Genomic DNA, 15,939 nt, shown 5'->3' with positions numbered 1-15,939 from the left:
AAAGTTATTGCTTATGTACAAGAAGGCTTGCTAGAATATGACCGACGAATGATGCTTAAAATCACCTGATCACCTACACACCAACAGTTTTTATCGGTCGCAAAATTTTGTTTTTAACTGTCATTATTAACATCATGTTTACTAACAATAAAAAAGGTGAGCAAAAGGTTAGCTAGCAACCTTACTCACCCTCTTTTTTGTTAATCGATTAGAATCGAAAGAGTGGCGACCGAAACATTTTACGATAATGATCTTTGTTTTGTTTTGGAATCAACTCAGAATAAACGTTGGTTAACCGGCTAGCAACATGATGAAATTGAAAATTAGATTCCACTAATTCTCTTGCATTTCGGGTAATGCTATTAATAGTATCCGGGTTCTTTAAATAGAAATTAATTCCTTTTGCAAATTCACTAGCTTGATCATACTTTTCAATTAAATAACCCGTTTCTTTATGAGAAACTATCTCTGCATTTCCTCCCCTATTTGTTGATATTATAGGGATACCAGCAGCAAAAGCTTCATAGTGAACCCGAGCTAAGGGTTCTTGCCATTGGGAAGAACAACAGAAAATATCACTCATTAAAAAGATGTTAGAAATTTCACTTGCAGGAATAAAATTTGTGAAAATAACTTTGTCACCTAACGGTTCGGCTAGTTTCTTCAAATAACGAATATAGTTATTTATTCCATCATCACTAAACCACTTTCCCCCAGCAATCACAAGTAAAGTATGAGGGTATCTTTTAGCAATAGCTTTAAAGGCGGATATTAGAAGATGAGGTCCTTTATTTTTAGTGAGTCTTCCAACAAATAATATGACCTTTTTATCTCCAATATTGTATTTTTGTCGATATTCTTCTCTAATTTGTTTTCCTTTCTCTGACCAGACTGGAGGATATTCTACTAGATCTACTCCTGAGTAAACTACTTTTGTTTTTGATTCTGCTTCTGGAAACCTCTCCACCACAGTTTGTTTTATATATTCACTAACTGTAACAATCCTTTCAACAGAGTTTACAATTTCCTTTCCATTCTCCAGTGATACCTTTTTTTCAGAAAGCATATCATTATGAAGTCCTAAAACAAACCGACTTGAAGGGGAAGCTTTTTTATAGAGAGGAATATTTAATGGACGGTTAAAAACATGAATAATGTCAAACCTTTTTTCAGTAAGTATTTTAGCAATATCAATTTCATAACTTTCAGATGGTAACCGAATGTATTGCACTTCGTTACGTACTTCATAATCAGGTAGAGATGGATCGGTGACAGAGAAAATAGTTAAGTTATTTTCTTTACTGAGAAAAGGAACTACACCGTCAATCATCATTTGAATTGCACCTCCCTTTATAGCAGGAGAAGGGAGTTTTTCTGTACAAATTAAAGCAAGCCTCATTACTCTTCCTCCTTATAAATAATCTTTAAATCATTTATTTCTCGGAGAAGCCCTTCTTTTAACGGCACAGCTGGCTTATATTGCAGAATCTTCAATGCCTTTGAAATATCTGCCCAAGTATGTCGCGGTTCCCCGCGCGGTTCTCCAATAAATTCCACGGTTGCTTTTTTCCCTGTTAAATCTTCTAATATTTCAATGACATCCAATATAGATTTCCGTTCTTTACCACCAATATTAATTGTCTCTCCAAGGGTATCCTCTGCATAAAGAGCAGCAAAAGTTCCTTCTACACAATCTTCTACAAACGTAAAATCACGTGTTTGTTTGCCATCACCGTATATTGGAATAGGTTTATTCGTTAAAATGCATTCGATAAATCGATGAAATGCCATGTCAGACCGTTGTCTAGGTCCATAAACAGTAAAGTATCGAAGAATAGTTATTGGAAGACCATCATTTTCACTGTATACCTTACATAAATACTCTCCTGTTAGCTTCGTTACACCATAAGGAGAAAGTGGTGAAAGTGGGCAATCTTCTGAAACCATACCAACCTTTTCTCCATATACAGAAGAGGTGGAGGCGTAAATAAACTTCTTTAAAGAGACATTCTTACAAGCCTCTAATAGCCGTTGGGTGACAAGAATATTATTTTCCTCATACAACTTGAAATTGTTACCCCAGCTTGAACGAACACCAGGCACAGCAGCTAAATGATATATCACATCATCTTTGGCAAGAATTTCACTCCAATCAATGCCTAGTAAATTCTTATTTATAAATTGAAAACGTGGATGAATCAACAGATTTTCTATATTTCTTAGTTTAATTGACTTCTTGGATGGGTCTATAAAACCATCAATGCCAATAACAACATTCTCTTCTTCTCTTAATAACCTCTCACATAAATGAGAACCGATAAACCCAGCGGCTCCTGTTACGATAATCCTCATTGTCTAGCCACCCCAATATATTGAAGTTGATGTTTTCTTACGACTTTAGGGTCAATGATATTCCGTCCATCCACTAAAATATTTCCCTTCATTAACTCATTTACCTTTTTCCAGTCTACGGTTTTAAACTGGTTCCATTCTGTTGCAATAATTAATGCATCTGCTCCTTTAATAGCTTCATACATGTCATGATGAATGGTAATGGCAGGTTCAAAAGAATTGACAATAGGATCATAGGCGTGGACCTCTGTCCCTCTTTCCAATAATTTCTCAATTAATAATAATGACCTTGATTCACGTATATCATCTGTGTCGGGCTTAAAAGCTAAGCCCCAAACGGTTATTTTTTTCCCATCCAAGTTTGTTAATTGATTTGTTAATTTATCAATATACAAATCAATTTGAGAGTCATTCACATTTTGAACGGCCCTTAACATCTCAGGATTAACATTTCTCCGTTTGGCAGCGTATTCTAATGCCCGAATATCCTTTGGAAAACAAGACCCACCATAACCTAATCCTGCATTCAAAAAATAGGGACCAATTCTATTGTCTGTCCCTAGCGCTTTTGCAATATGCGTTACTTCCACATTATAGGCGTCGCAAATACGGGCGATTTCATTAATGAATGAGATTTTTGTTGCCAACAAGGCATTATTGGCATATTTAATCATCTCTGCTCCTGTTAATGAAGTAATAATATAAGGTGCTTGTAACTTCTCATAGAGAGTTTGAATTATTTTAATAGATTGAGGGCTTTTTCCACCCACAACAATTTTATCCGGGTTCATCATATCAAATACAGCATTTCCTTCTCTAAGAAACTCTGGATTGGATACAACGTCGAACATACGCGAGTCGATCCCTTTTTCTATTAATGTTTGATGAATCCATTCATTGGTACCTGGTAGTACCGTACTTTTAATAATGATTGTTTTATGAGAGGTTATCGTCTGTACCAAGGTGTCAATGACTTCGTTAATCGCAGTTAGATTTTGACTCCCATCTTCTTTTGTAGGAGTACCGACTGTGATGTAAAGAATTGGGCATTCTTTTATCACACGCTGGATATCCGTTGAAAAATGAAGAAGACCTCTTTTTTTATTTCGAACAATCAGTTCCTTTAATCCTGGTTCATAAATAGGGATTTCTCCCTCAATTAATTTTTCTATTATCAATTTATTCTTATCAACACAGTAAAGCTCATGACCTAAGTCTGCCAACACAGCACCAGTTGTTAAACCAACATACCCTGTACCAATGACACATATTTTCACCATTATCATCCTTACTTGCTCATGTTAAAAACATTCAATTTATCATTATCTTATTTAGCTTCAAACAAAACGTGAAAGTGGGAAAAATATTTAAGATGGAAATGGTAAAAAAAAACAAAAACTATATGGTTAAGTACCTTTTCTTATTGGACAAATTACCAAGTAAAATATATTAGATTAATATATAGAAAGTGAAGAGGAGAGGTTATGATGAAGACAGTAAAAAAAGCAATCATTCCTGCTGCAGGTTTCGGTACAAGAAATTTGCCAATAACAAAGGTGCTTCCAAAAGAAATGTTCCCGATCGCAGGTAAACCAGCCATACAATATATTATTGAAGAAGCCATTGAATCAGGAATTGAAGAAATCTTAATAGTGGTATCCCGTAATAAAAATATGATTTTAGATTATTTTGACCGATCTCTAGAATATGAAGCCTTTTTAGAAAAGACAGGAAAACAGCATTTATTGAATAAAATTGTCGGGCCCGCTATTTCTATTCAATATGTACGCCAACCCTTTGCAGATGGACTAGGTACAGCAATACTCTTAGGTAAAAGATTTGCAAGTAAAGATCCCTTTGCTGTTCTTCTTCCTGATGATATATTTCTACAAAGTGGCCAGCCCGCTTTACGAGAGCTTTTAGACGTATACGAAAATTATCAATCTACAGTAATAGCTCTGGAAAAATTGAATGAAAAGTTATTAAAAAACTACGGGGTAGTGAAAGCGATTGATTTGCAAGATAATACCTATGAAATTTCTGATATTGTAGAAAAGCCTCGCTCCACTCCCCCATCTAATTTAGCCGTAAGTGGGAGATACATTTTTGAACCATCTATTTTTTCATATTTAGAAAAAGGAGGTAAAGGAGTTGGAGGTGAAGTTCAACTAACGGATGCAATCCAAAAATTATTAAAGTTAGAAAAGTGCTACGGTGTGGAAGTATCTGCAAAACGCTATGACATCGGTACGGATAAAGGATATTTAAACCTTATTCAAAAATTAATGAGCAATTCTAAAAAAGAGGATGAATAGTCCTTGTTTGAATTGCTCGAGTTATCCTGCAATTAAATGTCCCATCATACCTTATTGGTGTACTACAAAACGAATGAACTTAACAAAATATTTAGAGATTCCGCAGCCTGATCTCAACCTTGTTTTGTTTTGCAAACTAGTTCAACAATATACCTCTTATCTCAGACAGAGGATTTGTCCAGGGCTGCGTTCAAATCCTGCATAACACGACGATACATGCTCGACTTTGACTCCATGGGAACTTTCATACCCTGTTTATTAACTACCTTTGCACACTAATATGACTCCCATCTAAAATACTGAGAGTCTAGGCATGAAATAATATTTTCCCTTTATTCCAGATCTTTAAGATGATCTCTAAGATACTGATTGCGATTTAAAATAAATTGCAGGATAAATTCTTGTTCTTTATCAAATAAATCGATAGCATCCTTTTTATATGGATCTAATGCTATATAGGGACGCAATAATTTATGAAGATTGATAATTCTTGGTTCAAATTCCGAAACTGAAAAGTAATTCTCTAATATCTCTTCTAGAAGAATGCGGTATTGAACACGAAATTCCTTTACATCAAGAAGTCTTGCCGTGAGTGTATTAAAACCTTCGATAGGAACTCGATTAAACTTCATAACCCCTCCATTCCAATCCCTTCCAAATGTTGCATCAAAATCCCATGGGATCATCTCATACAATCCTGATTCTCCATTTCGATAAAGGGCATAATTTTGAATGAAAGCATCGTAGTTTTGTGTGCAAATCACACCACACAGCCAAATTAAATATTTTTTGACATCCAAGTACTTTACTATTTCTTTGCCAAACTCATTACGTGGTATCGTATTGACTTTTATTATTAGCTTTTCTAAATCAGAATCGTCCTCAACATTCCCAATTTTACGCAAATACCCTGAAATTAATGAAGATTTAGGCTCACCTTTCGTGGTTAACAAAGAAAAATTAGTTTGATGATTCGTTGCGTAATAAATAGGCCCATATGAAAGTTGTCTTTTTTGTAAAAAGTAATCATCAACAGATTCAAGCTGTAAGTAAATTCCTGAGGACCTTCCATTTATCTCAATTAAAACATACCTGCAATCAGGTGAATTGATCCCAATCTTCTTAAAAAAATCAAAAGATAGCTTATTTCGAATGAAAGAAGGATCGCAATACTCTGCATTAATGTGAATTTCACGTCCAAGAAACTCATCATTATATGTTCCAAAATCAATTTTGTAAGATTTTTTTCTTAATTTACGTGTATGATTTCCTCTATAACTAATACCGATATCAAATGAATGATTGTTTATAACTAATTGAGAAGGAATTAATTCATCATGCCAAATATTTTTTTCTAAAAATTCCATCAGTTCTGGTTGCATAGAAATACTTAATGTAGGTACAGTATTCGTCTGCATCTTATATCCTCGCCTCCCTCACTTTACCCATTATCATATGAAAAAAATAATGCAAATGATCATTAATTAATTGGAAGTTTAGAACCAATGAAAAATTTTTTCATAAAATAAACTACCTTAAATATTAAGGATTATATTGAAAGGTGGTTTTTATAGATGGGAAAAGAAGACGTAAAAAAGCTTCTAAATGAGGCAAAAGACGCTGGAAATGAGGAATTCCTAAGTAGAAACCCAGGATCAAAAGCTAATGATAACCGTTCTGGCTCTGGTTCTGGCTCTGGCTCTGGTTCTGGTTCTGGCTCTGGTTCTGGCTCTGGTTCTGGCTCTGGTTCTGGCTCTGGCTCTGGCTCTGGTTCTGGTTCTGGCTCTGGTTCTGGTTCTGGTTCTGGCTCTCGTATATGACCATTAGACATGTTTAATCATAATTACTCATGACATGCAGGTAAGAATTGCACAGTTTGATGAAGTATTAAAATTGTAATAAGTTAATATACGGTCGCTACACACTAAAAAAGCAAGAAGTTGATGTGGTCATTCTGACGTAGTTAAAACGCGATTAATCACATCAATTCCTTGCCAATCACTCTGTTATATCAAGGTTAATAAGACGACACATTCCACGTGCGCCGTTTGGGGAAACATGTCTACCGGCTGTATGCTTTTTACTTTATATTGACGGTGGAGAAAATCGATGTCTTTTGCCAGTGTAGATGGGTTACAAGACACGTAAACCAATTTTTTAGGTTTGACTTGTTGGATTGTTTTTAATAATGCTTGATCCAAACCTGTTCTTGGGGGATCGACAACGATAACATCTGGACGAAAGCCTTCTTTCACCCATTTAGGTAACCATTCTTCAGCCTTACCCGTTACATATTTAGCATGCTTCACTCCATGTTTAGCTGCATTTCTCTTTGCATCTGTGATTGATTCTTTTATAATATCCATTCCACGTATTTCTTTTGCTTGATCTGCCAACCATAATCCAATTGTTCCTACTCCGCAGTACGCATCAACAATCGTTTCTTTACCAGTTAGATTTGCTGCTTTTTTGACTTCATTATACAATTTGACGGTTTGCTCTGGATTGAGTTGAAAAAAAGTACGTGCAGATAATTCAAATTGGATATCCCCTAGCATTTCATATATAAACGTTTCACCCGCAAGTGGTATGGTTTCATCCCCAAAAATGAGAGATGTTTTTTGGCCATTGACATTTTGAATAATCGAACGTAAATTCGGAATCCGCTTGGTAGCTTCTTCTACTATTAGTGAAGACTTTGGAAGCTCTTTTTGTCTTGTAATGAGCACAACTTGCACTTCCCCAGTTTTCACACCCACTCTCGTCACAATTGTACGGATATCACCTTTGCGCGTGCGTTCATTATAAGCACTAATGTTTAAATCTTGAAGAATACGCTTCATCGTATTTGTAACAGATATTGTTTCTGGCTTCTGCACGATGCATTCATCAATATCAATAAGCTGATGTGAATTCATGCTATATAATCCTGCAATCACTTCACCTTGCTTCATCCCTACTTGAAATTGGCTTTTATTCCGGTATCTCCAAGGGTCCTCCATTCCGATTGTTTGTTTTATTTGAATGGTGCTTGGATCTATTTTGGTATGTCTCTCAAGTGATTGAATAACCATATCCCTTTTTTCTATTAACTGGCGATCATAGCGAAGATGTTGTAACTGACATCCGCCACACTCACCAAATAACGGACAAGGTGCCTCTACTCGGTAGGGAGAAGGTTTCCTAACTTTTTTTATCTTTGCTTCTGAAAATTTCGGTTGAACATTTGTGACTTCTACCACAACCTCTTCATCAGGCAGGGCACCAGGAACAAAGACCACTTTCTTTTTGAAATATCCGACACCCTCTCCGTTAATACCTAACCTTTTGATTGTTAAAGGAAACCGTTGCTTGAGTTTTAACTGAACGGCAGTTTCTTTTTTACGATTCGTTTGTTTATTCAAAAATAATCACTCCACAGTTATTCGATACTACGCCATAAATAATAGGTGGCATAGCTTAAATAAGGCGTCCAGTCTTTTGCATATAATTCCATTTGTTCGTAGGAAGGCTTCTGCTCTAATTGATAAAGCTTTTTTAACGCATTTTGCAAGCCAATATCTGCCATTGGATAAAGATTATCTCTCCCTAAACCAAACATCAAAAAATTCTGCACTGTCCATGGACCTACGCCTTTTAATTTAATCAGTTTATCATGAATTTCACGATCTGACAGTTCTTTTAGTTGCAATAAAGATAATTGCTTTTCTGATAACTCTTTAGCAATCCCAATAACATACTCTGCTTTCCTACCACTGAATTGTAATGCCCTTAAATCTTCAATTGTTACATTAGCTACTGTTTCAGGATCAGGATAAAACCAAGCACCATCTTTCTCATAACCAAACTTATGCACAAACCTCATTGTAAGCGTATAAGCAAATTTCATATTCAATTGTTGATGAACAATACATTTGAGGAGCGAACCAAATAAATCAAAATCTAACACAAAAGGTGTTCCATAATGAGCGAGAAAAACATGGCGCAAATCCGTTTTTAAAAAATGTTGATGAACATCTGCTAAGGGAATATTCCACCGAAAAATATCTGTTAATCTAACCAACGCTTCTTCTTTTGTTACTTCATTTAATCCTGTCATTAGAAATTTAGGTTTGTTCGTTGTACCCAAACCTGTGATTGTAACGACGACGGATTCATTTTGTAACTTAAGGGGTACCTTTAACATTCTCTTGTCTCGATTCACCCAAATAAGCGGGTCACTTGATAAGCGACTTAAAACAGCATCAAAATTATAGGGTCCACCTATTTCTTTTATTATCTCCATTCACCGTTCATCCTTCACTGTTTTTTCTCGTATTATACTAAGGATCTTTTTATGAGCTTTTTCAACTGTCTTCTATCAAGACGAATATCTGTTCTTATTTATAATTATAACAAGAATTTTACAATGATTTAATGGGGATTTTTACTTCTTAATAAATGATGAATACTGCATCTATTATTTATGTTGCTTATAAATTTTGATGGAACTTTATTAGCATTGTTTTTCTCTTTTTCACGGCTCATAGATCCGGAGCGCTTTCTGTTTGCTTTGTTTCCCTCTTTTTCATGGCTTATAGATTCAAGATTCAAGAAAGTTCACTATTTGCTTTGTTTTCCCCTTTTTCATGGCTTTTAAATCCAGGGCACTTTCTATTTGCTTTGTTTTCCTCTTTTTCATGGCTTATCCTGAGACTCGTTGTTTGCTCACCGTTTCCCTTTTCACCCTTATTAATCCCGTTGGCACTCTGTTTGCCATTTTTCTTTTTTTATAAATCAAAACACCTACAATGAAGTTCATTGTAGGTGGTGACTGTTAATATAAGTAAGAGCTATCCAAGGCTTGGCTCCACATGAGATCGTCTAACGATTTGAATTCATATCCTCGTTTTTTTAAATCCACAATTGCTTGTTGCAAAGCATCTGCATTATCTTTTGATACTGTGTGTAATAATAATATGCTTCCTGGATGAATCTGCCTCATAATGTTGTCATAGGAGTATTTCCAGCCTTTTTGTTGATCTGTTTTCCAATCAACAAAGGCTAGAGACCAAAAGATATGGGTATAGCCTAATTCATTTGCGTAAGCCAATCCTTGTTCGTTAAAAATACCACGAGGTGGTCTTAAATAGGACATATGTTTAACACCTGTTAACTTTTCTGTCTCAGCTCTCACTTTTTCTAATTCTTGTTTATATTTATCGCGACTGATCCTTGTCATATCTGGGTGAGTCCAAGAATGGTTGCCGATTATATGTCCGTCCCTTGCCATCCTTTTTACTAAATCTGGTGCCGTATGAATATAATGACCCGTAATAAAGAATGTCGCAGGTACTTTTTCTTTTTTAAGCACATCAAGAATTTTATCCGTATACCCATTTTCATACCCATTATCAAAAGTAAGATAAATTTCTTTTTTAGTCGGATCTCCCTTATAAACAGATTGATGCTTTGTTAGAAGATTATCAAGCATTTTTCCCGCTTCCGCCGGTGATTCATTCTGTGCTTTTTTAATTCCCCAATGGATAGGAGCATGGCTGAATTCACTTGCTGAGACAGGGATTGAACAGATAAACAGAAAGCTACTTACTAATATCATCAATTTTTTCATAGCGCTTCTCCTTCTTTTTTTCTTATTCTTTGCTAGCAACAATAAATTACGAGCGCTAAAAGTTTCCAAAATAATTATTCACATAAAAAAGAGACACCACTATATGTTGGTGTCTCAAAAACAAATTAAAATACACGTTCTTTAAATTTCGCTAGCTTCTCTAACGAGGATTTGTCTACATCTCTATGAAGACTATTTCCGTGAGAATCCATTGTAACCACTGCTGTGAATCCTTCTACACGTAGGTGCCACATGGCTTCTGGAATACCGAAGTTCATTAAATCAACGCCTTCTACTTCTTTAATACAATCAGCATAATATTGCGCTGCTCCACCAATTGCATTTAAGTATACTCCACCATGATCTTCTAGCGCTTTTAATGTTTTCGGTCCCATACCGCCTTTTCCAATCACGGCGCGAATACCGAATTTCTTCATAATATCTCCTTGATATGGTTCTTCACGAATACTTGTAGTTGGACCTGCTGCTTTTACATGCCATTTTTCTTGATCATCTTTCATCATTACTGGTCCACAATGATATATTACTTGTCCATTTAAATCTACAGGGGCATCGTTCTCCATTAAATGATGATGGATCGCATCACGACCTGTATACATCCGACCATTGATTTGAACAACATCGCCAACTTTAAGTTTACGGATTTGTTCCTCTGTTATTGGAGCTTGAAGCGTAACAACTTTTGTTTCTTGTTCAGCTTCTGCTGTTGCAGCTGTTTCTTGCGCTGCTTCGTCAGCAAAATTAATTTTTTCACCATCTTGATAGTGCCATTCATTAATTTCACCTGTGTCAGGATTTACTTTTACCCCAAGTCTACGATATGCCCAGCAATTATAGGCTACAGATACGAAAAAGCTAGCAGGAATACGATTCATCACACCAACTTTACATCCTAATAAAGTCGTTTCTCCTCCGAATCCCATTGTCCCAATTCCAAGCTCGTTTGCATTTTTAAGAACATATTCCTCCAGTTTTCGTAAATCTTCATTTGGATTTACATCATCTACAGAACGGAATAGTTGTTCCTTTGCTAAATCATAACCAGATGAACGATCTCCGCCAATCCCTACACCTATAAACCCTGCACTACATCCCTGTCCTTGTGCTTGATAAACCGAATGCATTATACATTTACGTATACCATCTAAATCGCGTCCAGCTCTTCCTAAACCATCTAGTTCTGCAGGCAAACTATATTGTATATTTTTATTTTCACAACCGCCGCCTTTTAGAATTAAGCGAACGTCTATATATTCTTCTTCCCACTGATCAAATTTAATAACTGGTGTGCCACCACCTAAATTATCTCCACTATTAGCACCTGTTAAGGAATCAACAGAGTTAGGTCTCAATTTACTATCATTTGTTGCTTCTGCAATAGCATTCTTAATTGCTTCTTTAATCTTTAGTTGATTAACGCCAACTGGTGTTTTGATTTTAAATGTCGGTAATCCTGTATCTTGACAGATTGGCGATACGTTATCATCTGCCATAGAGATATTATTTGTAATTGTTGCCAGACTCATCGCTGATCTCGTACCAGCACTTTCTCTTTCTTTTGCTGCCTTAATTGCCCGACGAACATCCTTTGGTAAATTCGTCGAAGTTTCTACAATTAAGTCGTACATACTTTTTTGGAATTGCTCCATATTCATTTCTCAAAGTTCCCCTTTCCCTTTGCGACCGATCAATTTCTTTTGCGAAAAATTAGAATCATTATCGTATACCATTATATACTCATTCTTTAGTCAAGAAAAGACCAACTGTAGAAACAAAAAAATGGTGAAACCCAATTTTTTTCATAGGGTTTCACCACTTCTTTTTAATCTCTATGATTAAATTCCCTTACTTTAGATTCAAGATCATCGATCATTTCGATGAGACGATCAACATCCTCTAACTCCGTGTTTTCAGGTTCTATCGCATCTAATACGTCCATAAACATATGAAGACGTTGCTTTAAGAAAGCTACTTGATTGTCTTTATCAGTAATTGAATTGCCCACAGTATTCGCTCCTTTCTCTACACAACTTTAATCCTACATGAAATGCAATAGAGCTGCAATAAAGGTTTATTTTTCATTAAAGGTTGACAGAAGCTTACGTTAGATGAATAATGACTACAGATTTACTTAAAGGAGTTTTTTAAATGATATCTCAAACGTTACCAATTTCACCAAGTTATGACCCTTGGGAAGCTTATATGGATATCGATGATTATGGAAAATTAACCTTATCCAATATTGAATTTACAACTACGGTTTTATGCAATATGCGTTGTGAGCATTGTGCTGTTGGGTATACTCTGCAGCCAAAAGATCCTGATGGACTTCCTGTTGATTTATTAATCAAACGTTTAGAGGAAATCCCGCAATTGCGTTCACTCTCTATAACGGGAGGCGAACCGATGCTATCGAAGAAATCAGTTAATAACTATGTGATTCCTCTTTTTAAGTATGCTCATGAACGAGGTATTCGAACACAAATTAATTCTAACCTCACATTAGATAGAGGTAAATATGATAGCATTATCCCTTATTTAGATGTTTTACATATTTCTCATAACTGGGGTACCGAAGAAGAATTTATTGAGGGTGGTTTTGCTATGATGGAAAGAAAACCATCCATAAAGCAAAGACAGGTACTCTTTGATCGTATGATCGAGAATAGTAAAGAACTCGTACAAGCTGGTGTAATGGTCTCTGCTGAAACAATGTTAAATAAAAGAACATTACCCTATTTAGAGAAAATCCATAAGCAAATAACCGAAGAAATGCATTGTCAACGTCATGAAGTTCATCCAATGTACCCTTCAGATTTTGCATCTACTCTCGAAACTTTATCATTAAAAGAAATGCGCCAAGCAATCCATCACCTCCTGGATATTCGAGACAAAGATACTTGGATGTTGTTTGGAACATTGCCGTTTTATCCATGCAGCAATAATGAAGAAGACTTAGCTTTATTACAACGTCTTCATAATGAACAGAATGTCACTGTCAGAAATGATCCTGATGGTCGTTCAAGACTAAATGTAAATATTTTTACAGGTGATGTAATTGTAACGGACTTTGGTGATACACCTCCTTTAGGGAATATACAGACAGATGGACTGCCATCTGTTTTCGATAAGTGGATGGAAACAAAGCTTGCTAAGTCTTTAAATTGCCATTGTAGTGAAGCAAGATGTTTAGGGCCAAATGTGTTAGTAAAAGACAGTTATTACCCTGAAATAGACTTCCAAACTAAAAAAGCAAATATCTCAGTTAAAAAATAGAAAAGTGCGCCAATATAAATGGCGCACTTTTCTATTTAACGTGGTCGTTCCGAAACAATAAAGCCAAATGAGACATGATCCTGTATTGGAATCCATGCGCCAATTCCTTGAGAAGTGATATTTTTCACTACTAAGGTTTTTTTGCTTCCTTTCAACATTATATAAACTTCACCATAAGTAACTTTCCCTTTTTCATTAATAGCAGGTGCGTATGCATATAGGTAGCCCAGACGGTTGATTGCAACATGATATTTATGATCTTTTTTCGTTCCTGCCCCTACAACCGTTTCAAAGGATAAGGGTAATCCACTTTTTTCTGTTGCCTTCAACAACATCATCTTTTTAACATCTTGCGCATGTGGAACCTTAGATGTAAGTCCACCTTTCACTACCTTTTGCATTTCTTGAACATAATTCATTTGATAGACCGCATCTCCCCCGCGATTATCAAAATAGTTCGTATTGATCTTTTGAAACTCCCAATTAGGTGATGTTTCTTGTGATTGATAATTGAGTGGCCATTGACCTAAATAAACAATCGCACGGTATCCGATGGCAAAAGGTGTACTATTTACTGTTGTTTCATTTAACATACGTATTAATTCAGGGTTATCTATTTTTACTCTTGATGTCTCCATTAATTCTTGTGTTAATTCACTCGGCTGTAATGTTGGTAAATCTTGAGCAGGGTTTGGATACGTATTGTCCTTTTCTACATTTAGAACAGAACTTGGTATCTCTATCGTCTCCCCCTTTGTTTCTATTTTTCCTTCAGCAGATATCGCTGATTGAAAGGATGTCACCCCAATGGTCATCAATACTAAAGCATATAGCCATTTCTTCATTTCTCTTACTCCTTTCAAACTTATATGCATTAGTTTTTTCGTATGATGTGAATATTATCCATAAAGGAAAATAAAAAAGTAACATTTTTGTAATGTTTTGAATATTTACAAAAGTCTTTATATATTTTATACTATTTATACACTCACTCGAAAGGAGGGCAGCTTCATTACGATTCGCTTTATTTATGAACAAACACCATAAAGGAGTGGTTAATGAATTCAAGCGAATGCACACTAGCAGTCCTCGATTAAATACTTAATGAGTTAAAAATAAAATTGCAAGCGCTTCCTTTTTATTCGAAATATTTCAAAACGACTCCCGGCTAACCTAGGAGTCGTTTTTTTATTATAGTAAATAAAATCCTATACCGATGATGAAATAAGCTGCTAGAAGGGTGCCACCCTCAAACCAATTAGACTCACCATCGTTGGAGATAACCACCATTAGAAAAACAGCTGATACCATCGTGATTAATTCTGGTACTGTAAATACGAGCGGCATCGCTACAGGGAAAAGTAACGAGATAAGGACAAGTATGGGCGCGACAAACATAGCTACTTGTAAAGTAGAACCAACGGCAATCTCTACGGCAATATCCATTTTATTTTTCGCAGCCATAATAATAGCGGAAGCATGTTCTGCGGCATTCCCTACAATTGCAACGATAATGACGCCGATAAACAATTCCGACCAACCAAATGTCTTCCCTACTTCCTCAAAGGTGTGAACAAGATTTTCAGAAATATAGGCTACAGCTAATGTAGCAAGAGCTAATACTAAAATGGATTTTCCTTTGCTCCATTCTGGTACTTCCTCCACTTTCTTCTTTCCGTCTTCATCTCCTTTATTATACACACCTCTATGTGTAACTAATTTAAAGAATAATGCGGCTAAGTATAAAGCCATCAGGATGATGCTAATTCCAATACTAAAGATCATCGTCTTTTCTTCATTCATTGACATTGAAAATATTTCAGGAATAACGAAAGCCACAATGACTGCAAAGATGAGTAAGCCCGCATTATGGCGTGCATCATGGATATTAAAGCTTTGCCTTTTAAACTTTATACCTCCAATAAAAAAGGAAAGACCGGCTACTAATAATAAGTTACCTAATACACTTCCTGTTAATGATGCTAAAACAACACCAATTAATCCCTCTTTTAATGCAAAAATCGCAATAATTAATTCAACCGCATTGCCGAATGTCGCATTTAACAATCCACCTATTCTAGGACCAGCAATAATACTCAAACTTTCTGTCGATCGTCCCATAAAACTAGCTAAGGCAATGATAGCAACACAATAAATAATGAACATCAATGTACTTGACCAATGTAGAAGACTTCCTATTACGGATAACGGTACGCCAATAAATACGAGTATAGCAAATACTTTATTCATCCCATCCTCCTCAAAAATAATCGCTTTACTTTTCTTAAGATAAACATTTTTAAGGATTGTTATGAAAAGATTATGATTATTCTCTTGTCAATTTTATCTTTCACATATAATATC

General features: G+C 35.6%; 14 protein-coding genes. 3 read left to right on the top strand and 11 right to left on the bottom strand.

The annotated features are described in order from the left end of the window. Positions 1-208: 208 nt before the first annotated feature. The 3 genes from MKX67_RS06730 to MKX67_RS06720 are packed head-to-tail and all read right to left on the bottom strand — an operon-like array spanning position 209 to position 3,629. The gene (locus tag MKX67_RS06730; protein WP_341054782.1) at positions 209-1,399 is read right to left on the bottom strand and encodes a glycosyltransferase family 4 protein; all 1,191 of its coding nucleotides are present in this window, start codon (positions 1,397-1,399) and stop codon (positions 209-211) included. After that, positions 1,399-2,352: an NAD-dependent epimerase/dehydratase family protein gene (locus MKX67_RS06725; RefSeq protein ID WP_322910047.1), complete on the bottom strand. Its 954-nt coding sequence runs from the start codon at positions 2,350-2,352 to the stop codon at positions 1,399-1,401. The genes MKX67_RS06730 and MKX67_RS06725 overlap by 1 nt, the downstream gene beginning before the upstream one ends. Next, complete coding sequence (locus MKX67_RS06720; RefSeq protein ID WP_095370066.1) at positions 2,349-3,629, bottom strand: UDP-glucose/GDP-mannose dehydrogenase family protein; 1,281 nt, start codon at positions 3,627-3,629, stop codon at positions 2,349-2,351. The genes MKX67_RS06725 and MKX67_RS06720 overlap by 4 nt, the downstream gene beginning before the upstream one ends. Positions 3,630-3,839: 210 nt before the next feature. On the opposite strand from MKX67_RS06720, the gene MKX67_RS06715 reads away from it, so the two are divergent. Further along, the gene (locus MKX67_RS06715) at positions 3,840-4,667 is read left to right on the top strand and encodes a UTP--glucose-1-phosphate uridylyltransferase (RefSeq protein WP_095370067.1); all 828 of its coding nucleotides are present in this window, start codon (positions 3,840-3,842) and stop codon (positions 4,665-4,667) included. Positions 4,668-4,999: 332 nt separating this feature from the next. On the opposite strand, the gene MKX67_RS06710 is transcribed toward MKX67_RS06715, so the two are convergent. Then, positions 5,000-6,085 (bottom strand): CotH kinase family protein, encoded by a 1,086-nt coding sequence (locus MKX67_RS06710; RefSeq protein WP_342489060.1) that lies wholly within the window; start codon positions 6,083-6,085, stop codon positions 5,000-5,002. Positions 6,086-6,241: 156 nt separating this feature from the next. Here MKX67_RS06710 and MKX67_RS06705 point away from each other — a divergent pair, with 156 nt between their 5' ends. Continuing rightward, on the top strand, positions 6,242-6,487 hold the full coding sequence (locus MKX67_RS06705) for a hypothetical protein (RefSeq protein ID WP_322910044.1): 246 nt from the start codon (positions 6,242-6,244) through the stop codon (positions 6,485-6,487). 186 nt (positions 6,488-6,673) lie between these two features. On the opposite strand, the gene rlmD is transcribed toward MKX67_RS06705, so the two are convergent. The 5 genes from rlmD to MKX67_RS06680 form a co-directional block, all read right to left on the bottom strand. Continuing rightward, positions 6,674-8,071, bottom strand: a complete 1,398-nt coding sequence (gene rlmD, locus MKX67_RS06700) for a 23S rRNA (uracil(1939)-C(5))-methyltransferase RlmD (RefSeq protein WP_095370070.1) — start codon at positions 8,069-8,071, stop codon at positions 6,674-6,676. A gap of 17 nt (positions 8,072-8,088) precedes the next feature. After that, positions 8,089-8,952 (bottom strand): DNA-3-methyladenine glycosylase, encoded by an 864-nt coding sequence (locus tag MKX67_RS06695; RefSeq protein ID WP_307318059.1) that lies wholly within the window; start codon positions 8,950-8,952, stop codon positions 8,089-8,091. A gap of 531 nt (positions 8,953-9,483) precedes the next feature. Then, positions 9,484-10,278 (bottom strand): delta-lactam-biosynthetic de-N-acetylase, encoded by a 795-nt coding sequence (gene pdaA / locus MKX67_RS06690; RefSeq protein ID WP_095370072.1) that lies wholly within the window; start codon positions 10,276-10,278, stop codon positions 9,484-9,486. A gap of 125 nt (positions 10,279-10,403) precedes the next feature. Then, positions 10,404-11,954, bottom strand: a complete 1,551-nt coding sequence (locus MKX67_RS06685; RefSeq protein ID WP_322910042.1) for a fumarate hydratase — start codon at positions 11,952-11,954, stop codon at positions 10,404-10,406. A 167-nt stretch (positions 11,955-12,121) separates the two neighbouring features. Then, the gene (locus MKX67_RS06680) at positions 12,122-12,304 is read right to left on the bottom strand and encodes an SE1561 family protein (protein ID WP_095370074.1); all 183 of its coding nucleotides are present in this window, start codon (positions 12,302-12,304) and stop codon (positions 12,122-12,124) included. Positions 12,305-12,447: 143 nt separating this feature from the next. Here MKX67_RS06680 and yfkAB point away from each other — a divergent pair, with 143 nt between their 5' ends. Then, a complete protein-coding gene (gene yfkAB / locus MKX67_RS06675; RefSeq protein WP_307319343.1) occupies positions 12,448-13,575 on the top strand; it encodes a radical SAM/CxCxxxxC motif protein YfkAB in 1,128 nt (375 codons plus the stop codon). Between the two features lie 35 nt (positions 13,576-13,610). On the opposite strand, the gene MKX67_RS06670 is transcribed toward yfkAB, so the two are convergent. Both MKX67_RS06670 and cax read right to left on the bottom strand, forming a co-directional pair. Then, entirely contained in the window at positions 13,611-14,420 is an 810-nt protein-coding gene (locus MKX67_RS06670) for a YfkD famly protein (RefSeq protein WP_307319345.1), read from the bottom strand. Between the two features lie 346 nt (positions 14,421-14,766). Next, positions 14,767-15,825 (bottom strand): calcium/proton exchanger, encoded by a 1,059-nt coding sequence (gene cax, locus MKX67_RS06665; RefSeq protein ID WP_095370077.1) that lies wholly within the window; start codon positions 15,823-15,825, stop codon positions 14,767-14,769. Between the last annotated feature and the right edge of the window lie 114 nt (positions 15,826-15,939).

Origin of the sequence: Cytobacillus sp. FSL W7-1323 (genome assembly GCF_038595015.1) — a bacterium.
Taxonomy (GTDB): domain Bacteria; phylum Bacillota; class Bacilli; order Bacillales; family Cytobacillaceae; genus Cytobacillus; species Cytobacillus kochii.
Note: the sequence above shows the minus strand (reverse complement) of the source record. Positions and strands in the feature narration are given on the sequence as shown.

Bases quoted from the DNA above. Each gene is read 5' to 3' on its own strand.
- MKX67_RS06730 (WP_341054782.1), bottom strand. From the start codon at position 1,399: ATGAGGCTTGCTTTAATTTGTACAGAAAAACTCCCTTCTCCTGCTATA.
- MKX67_RS06725 (WP_322910047.1), bottom strand. From the start codon at position 2,352: ATGAGGATTATCGTAACAGGAGCCGCTGGGTTTATCGGTTCTCATTTA.
- MKX67_RS06715 (WP_095370067.1), top strand. From the start codon at position 3,840: ATGAAGACAGTAAAAAAAGCAATCATTCCTGCTGCAGGTTTCGGTACA.
- MKX67_RS06710 (WP_342489060.1), bottom strand. From the start codon at position 6,085: ATGCAGACGAATACTGTACCTACATTAAGTATTTCTATGCAACCAGAA.
- MKX67_RS06705 (WP_322910044.1), top strand. From the start codon at position 6,242: ATGGGAAAAGAAGACGTAAAAAAGCTTCTAAATGAGGCAAAAGACGCT.
- MKX67_RS06695 (WP_307318059.1), bottom strand. From the start codon at position 8,952: ATGGAGATAATAAAAGAAATAGGTGGACCCTATAATTTTGATGCTGTT.
- pdaA (WP_095370072.1), bottom strand. From the start codon at position 10,278: ATGAAAAAATTGATGATATTAGTAAGTAGCTTTCTGTTTATCTGTTCA.
- MKX67_RS06685 (WP_322910042.1), bottom strand. From the start codon at position 11,954: ATGAATATGGAGCAATTCCAAAAAAGTATGTACGACTTAATTGTAGAA.
- yfkAB (WP_307319343.1), top strand. From the start codon at position 12,448: ATGATATCTCAAACGTTACCAATTTCACCAAGTTATGACCCTTGGGAA.
- MKX67_RS06670 (WP_307319345.1), bottom strand. From the start codon at position 14,420: ATGAAGAAATGGCTATATGCTTTAGTATTGATGACCATTGGGGTGACA.
- cax (WP_095370077.1), bottom strand. From the start codon at position 15,825: ATGAATAAAGTATTTGCTATACTCGTATTTATTGGCGTACCGTTATCC.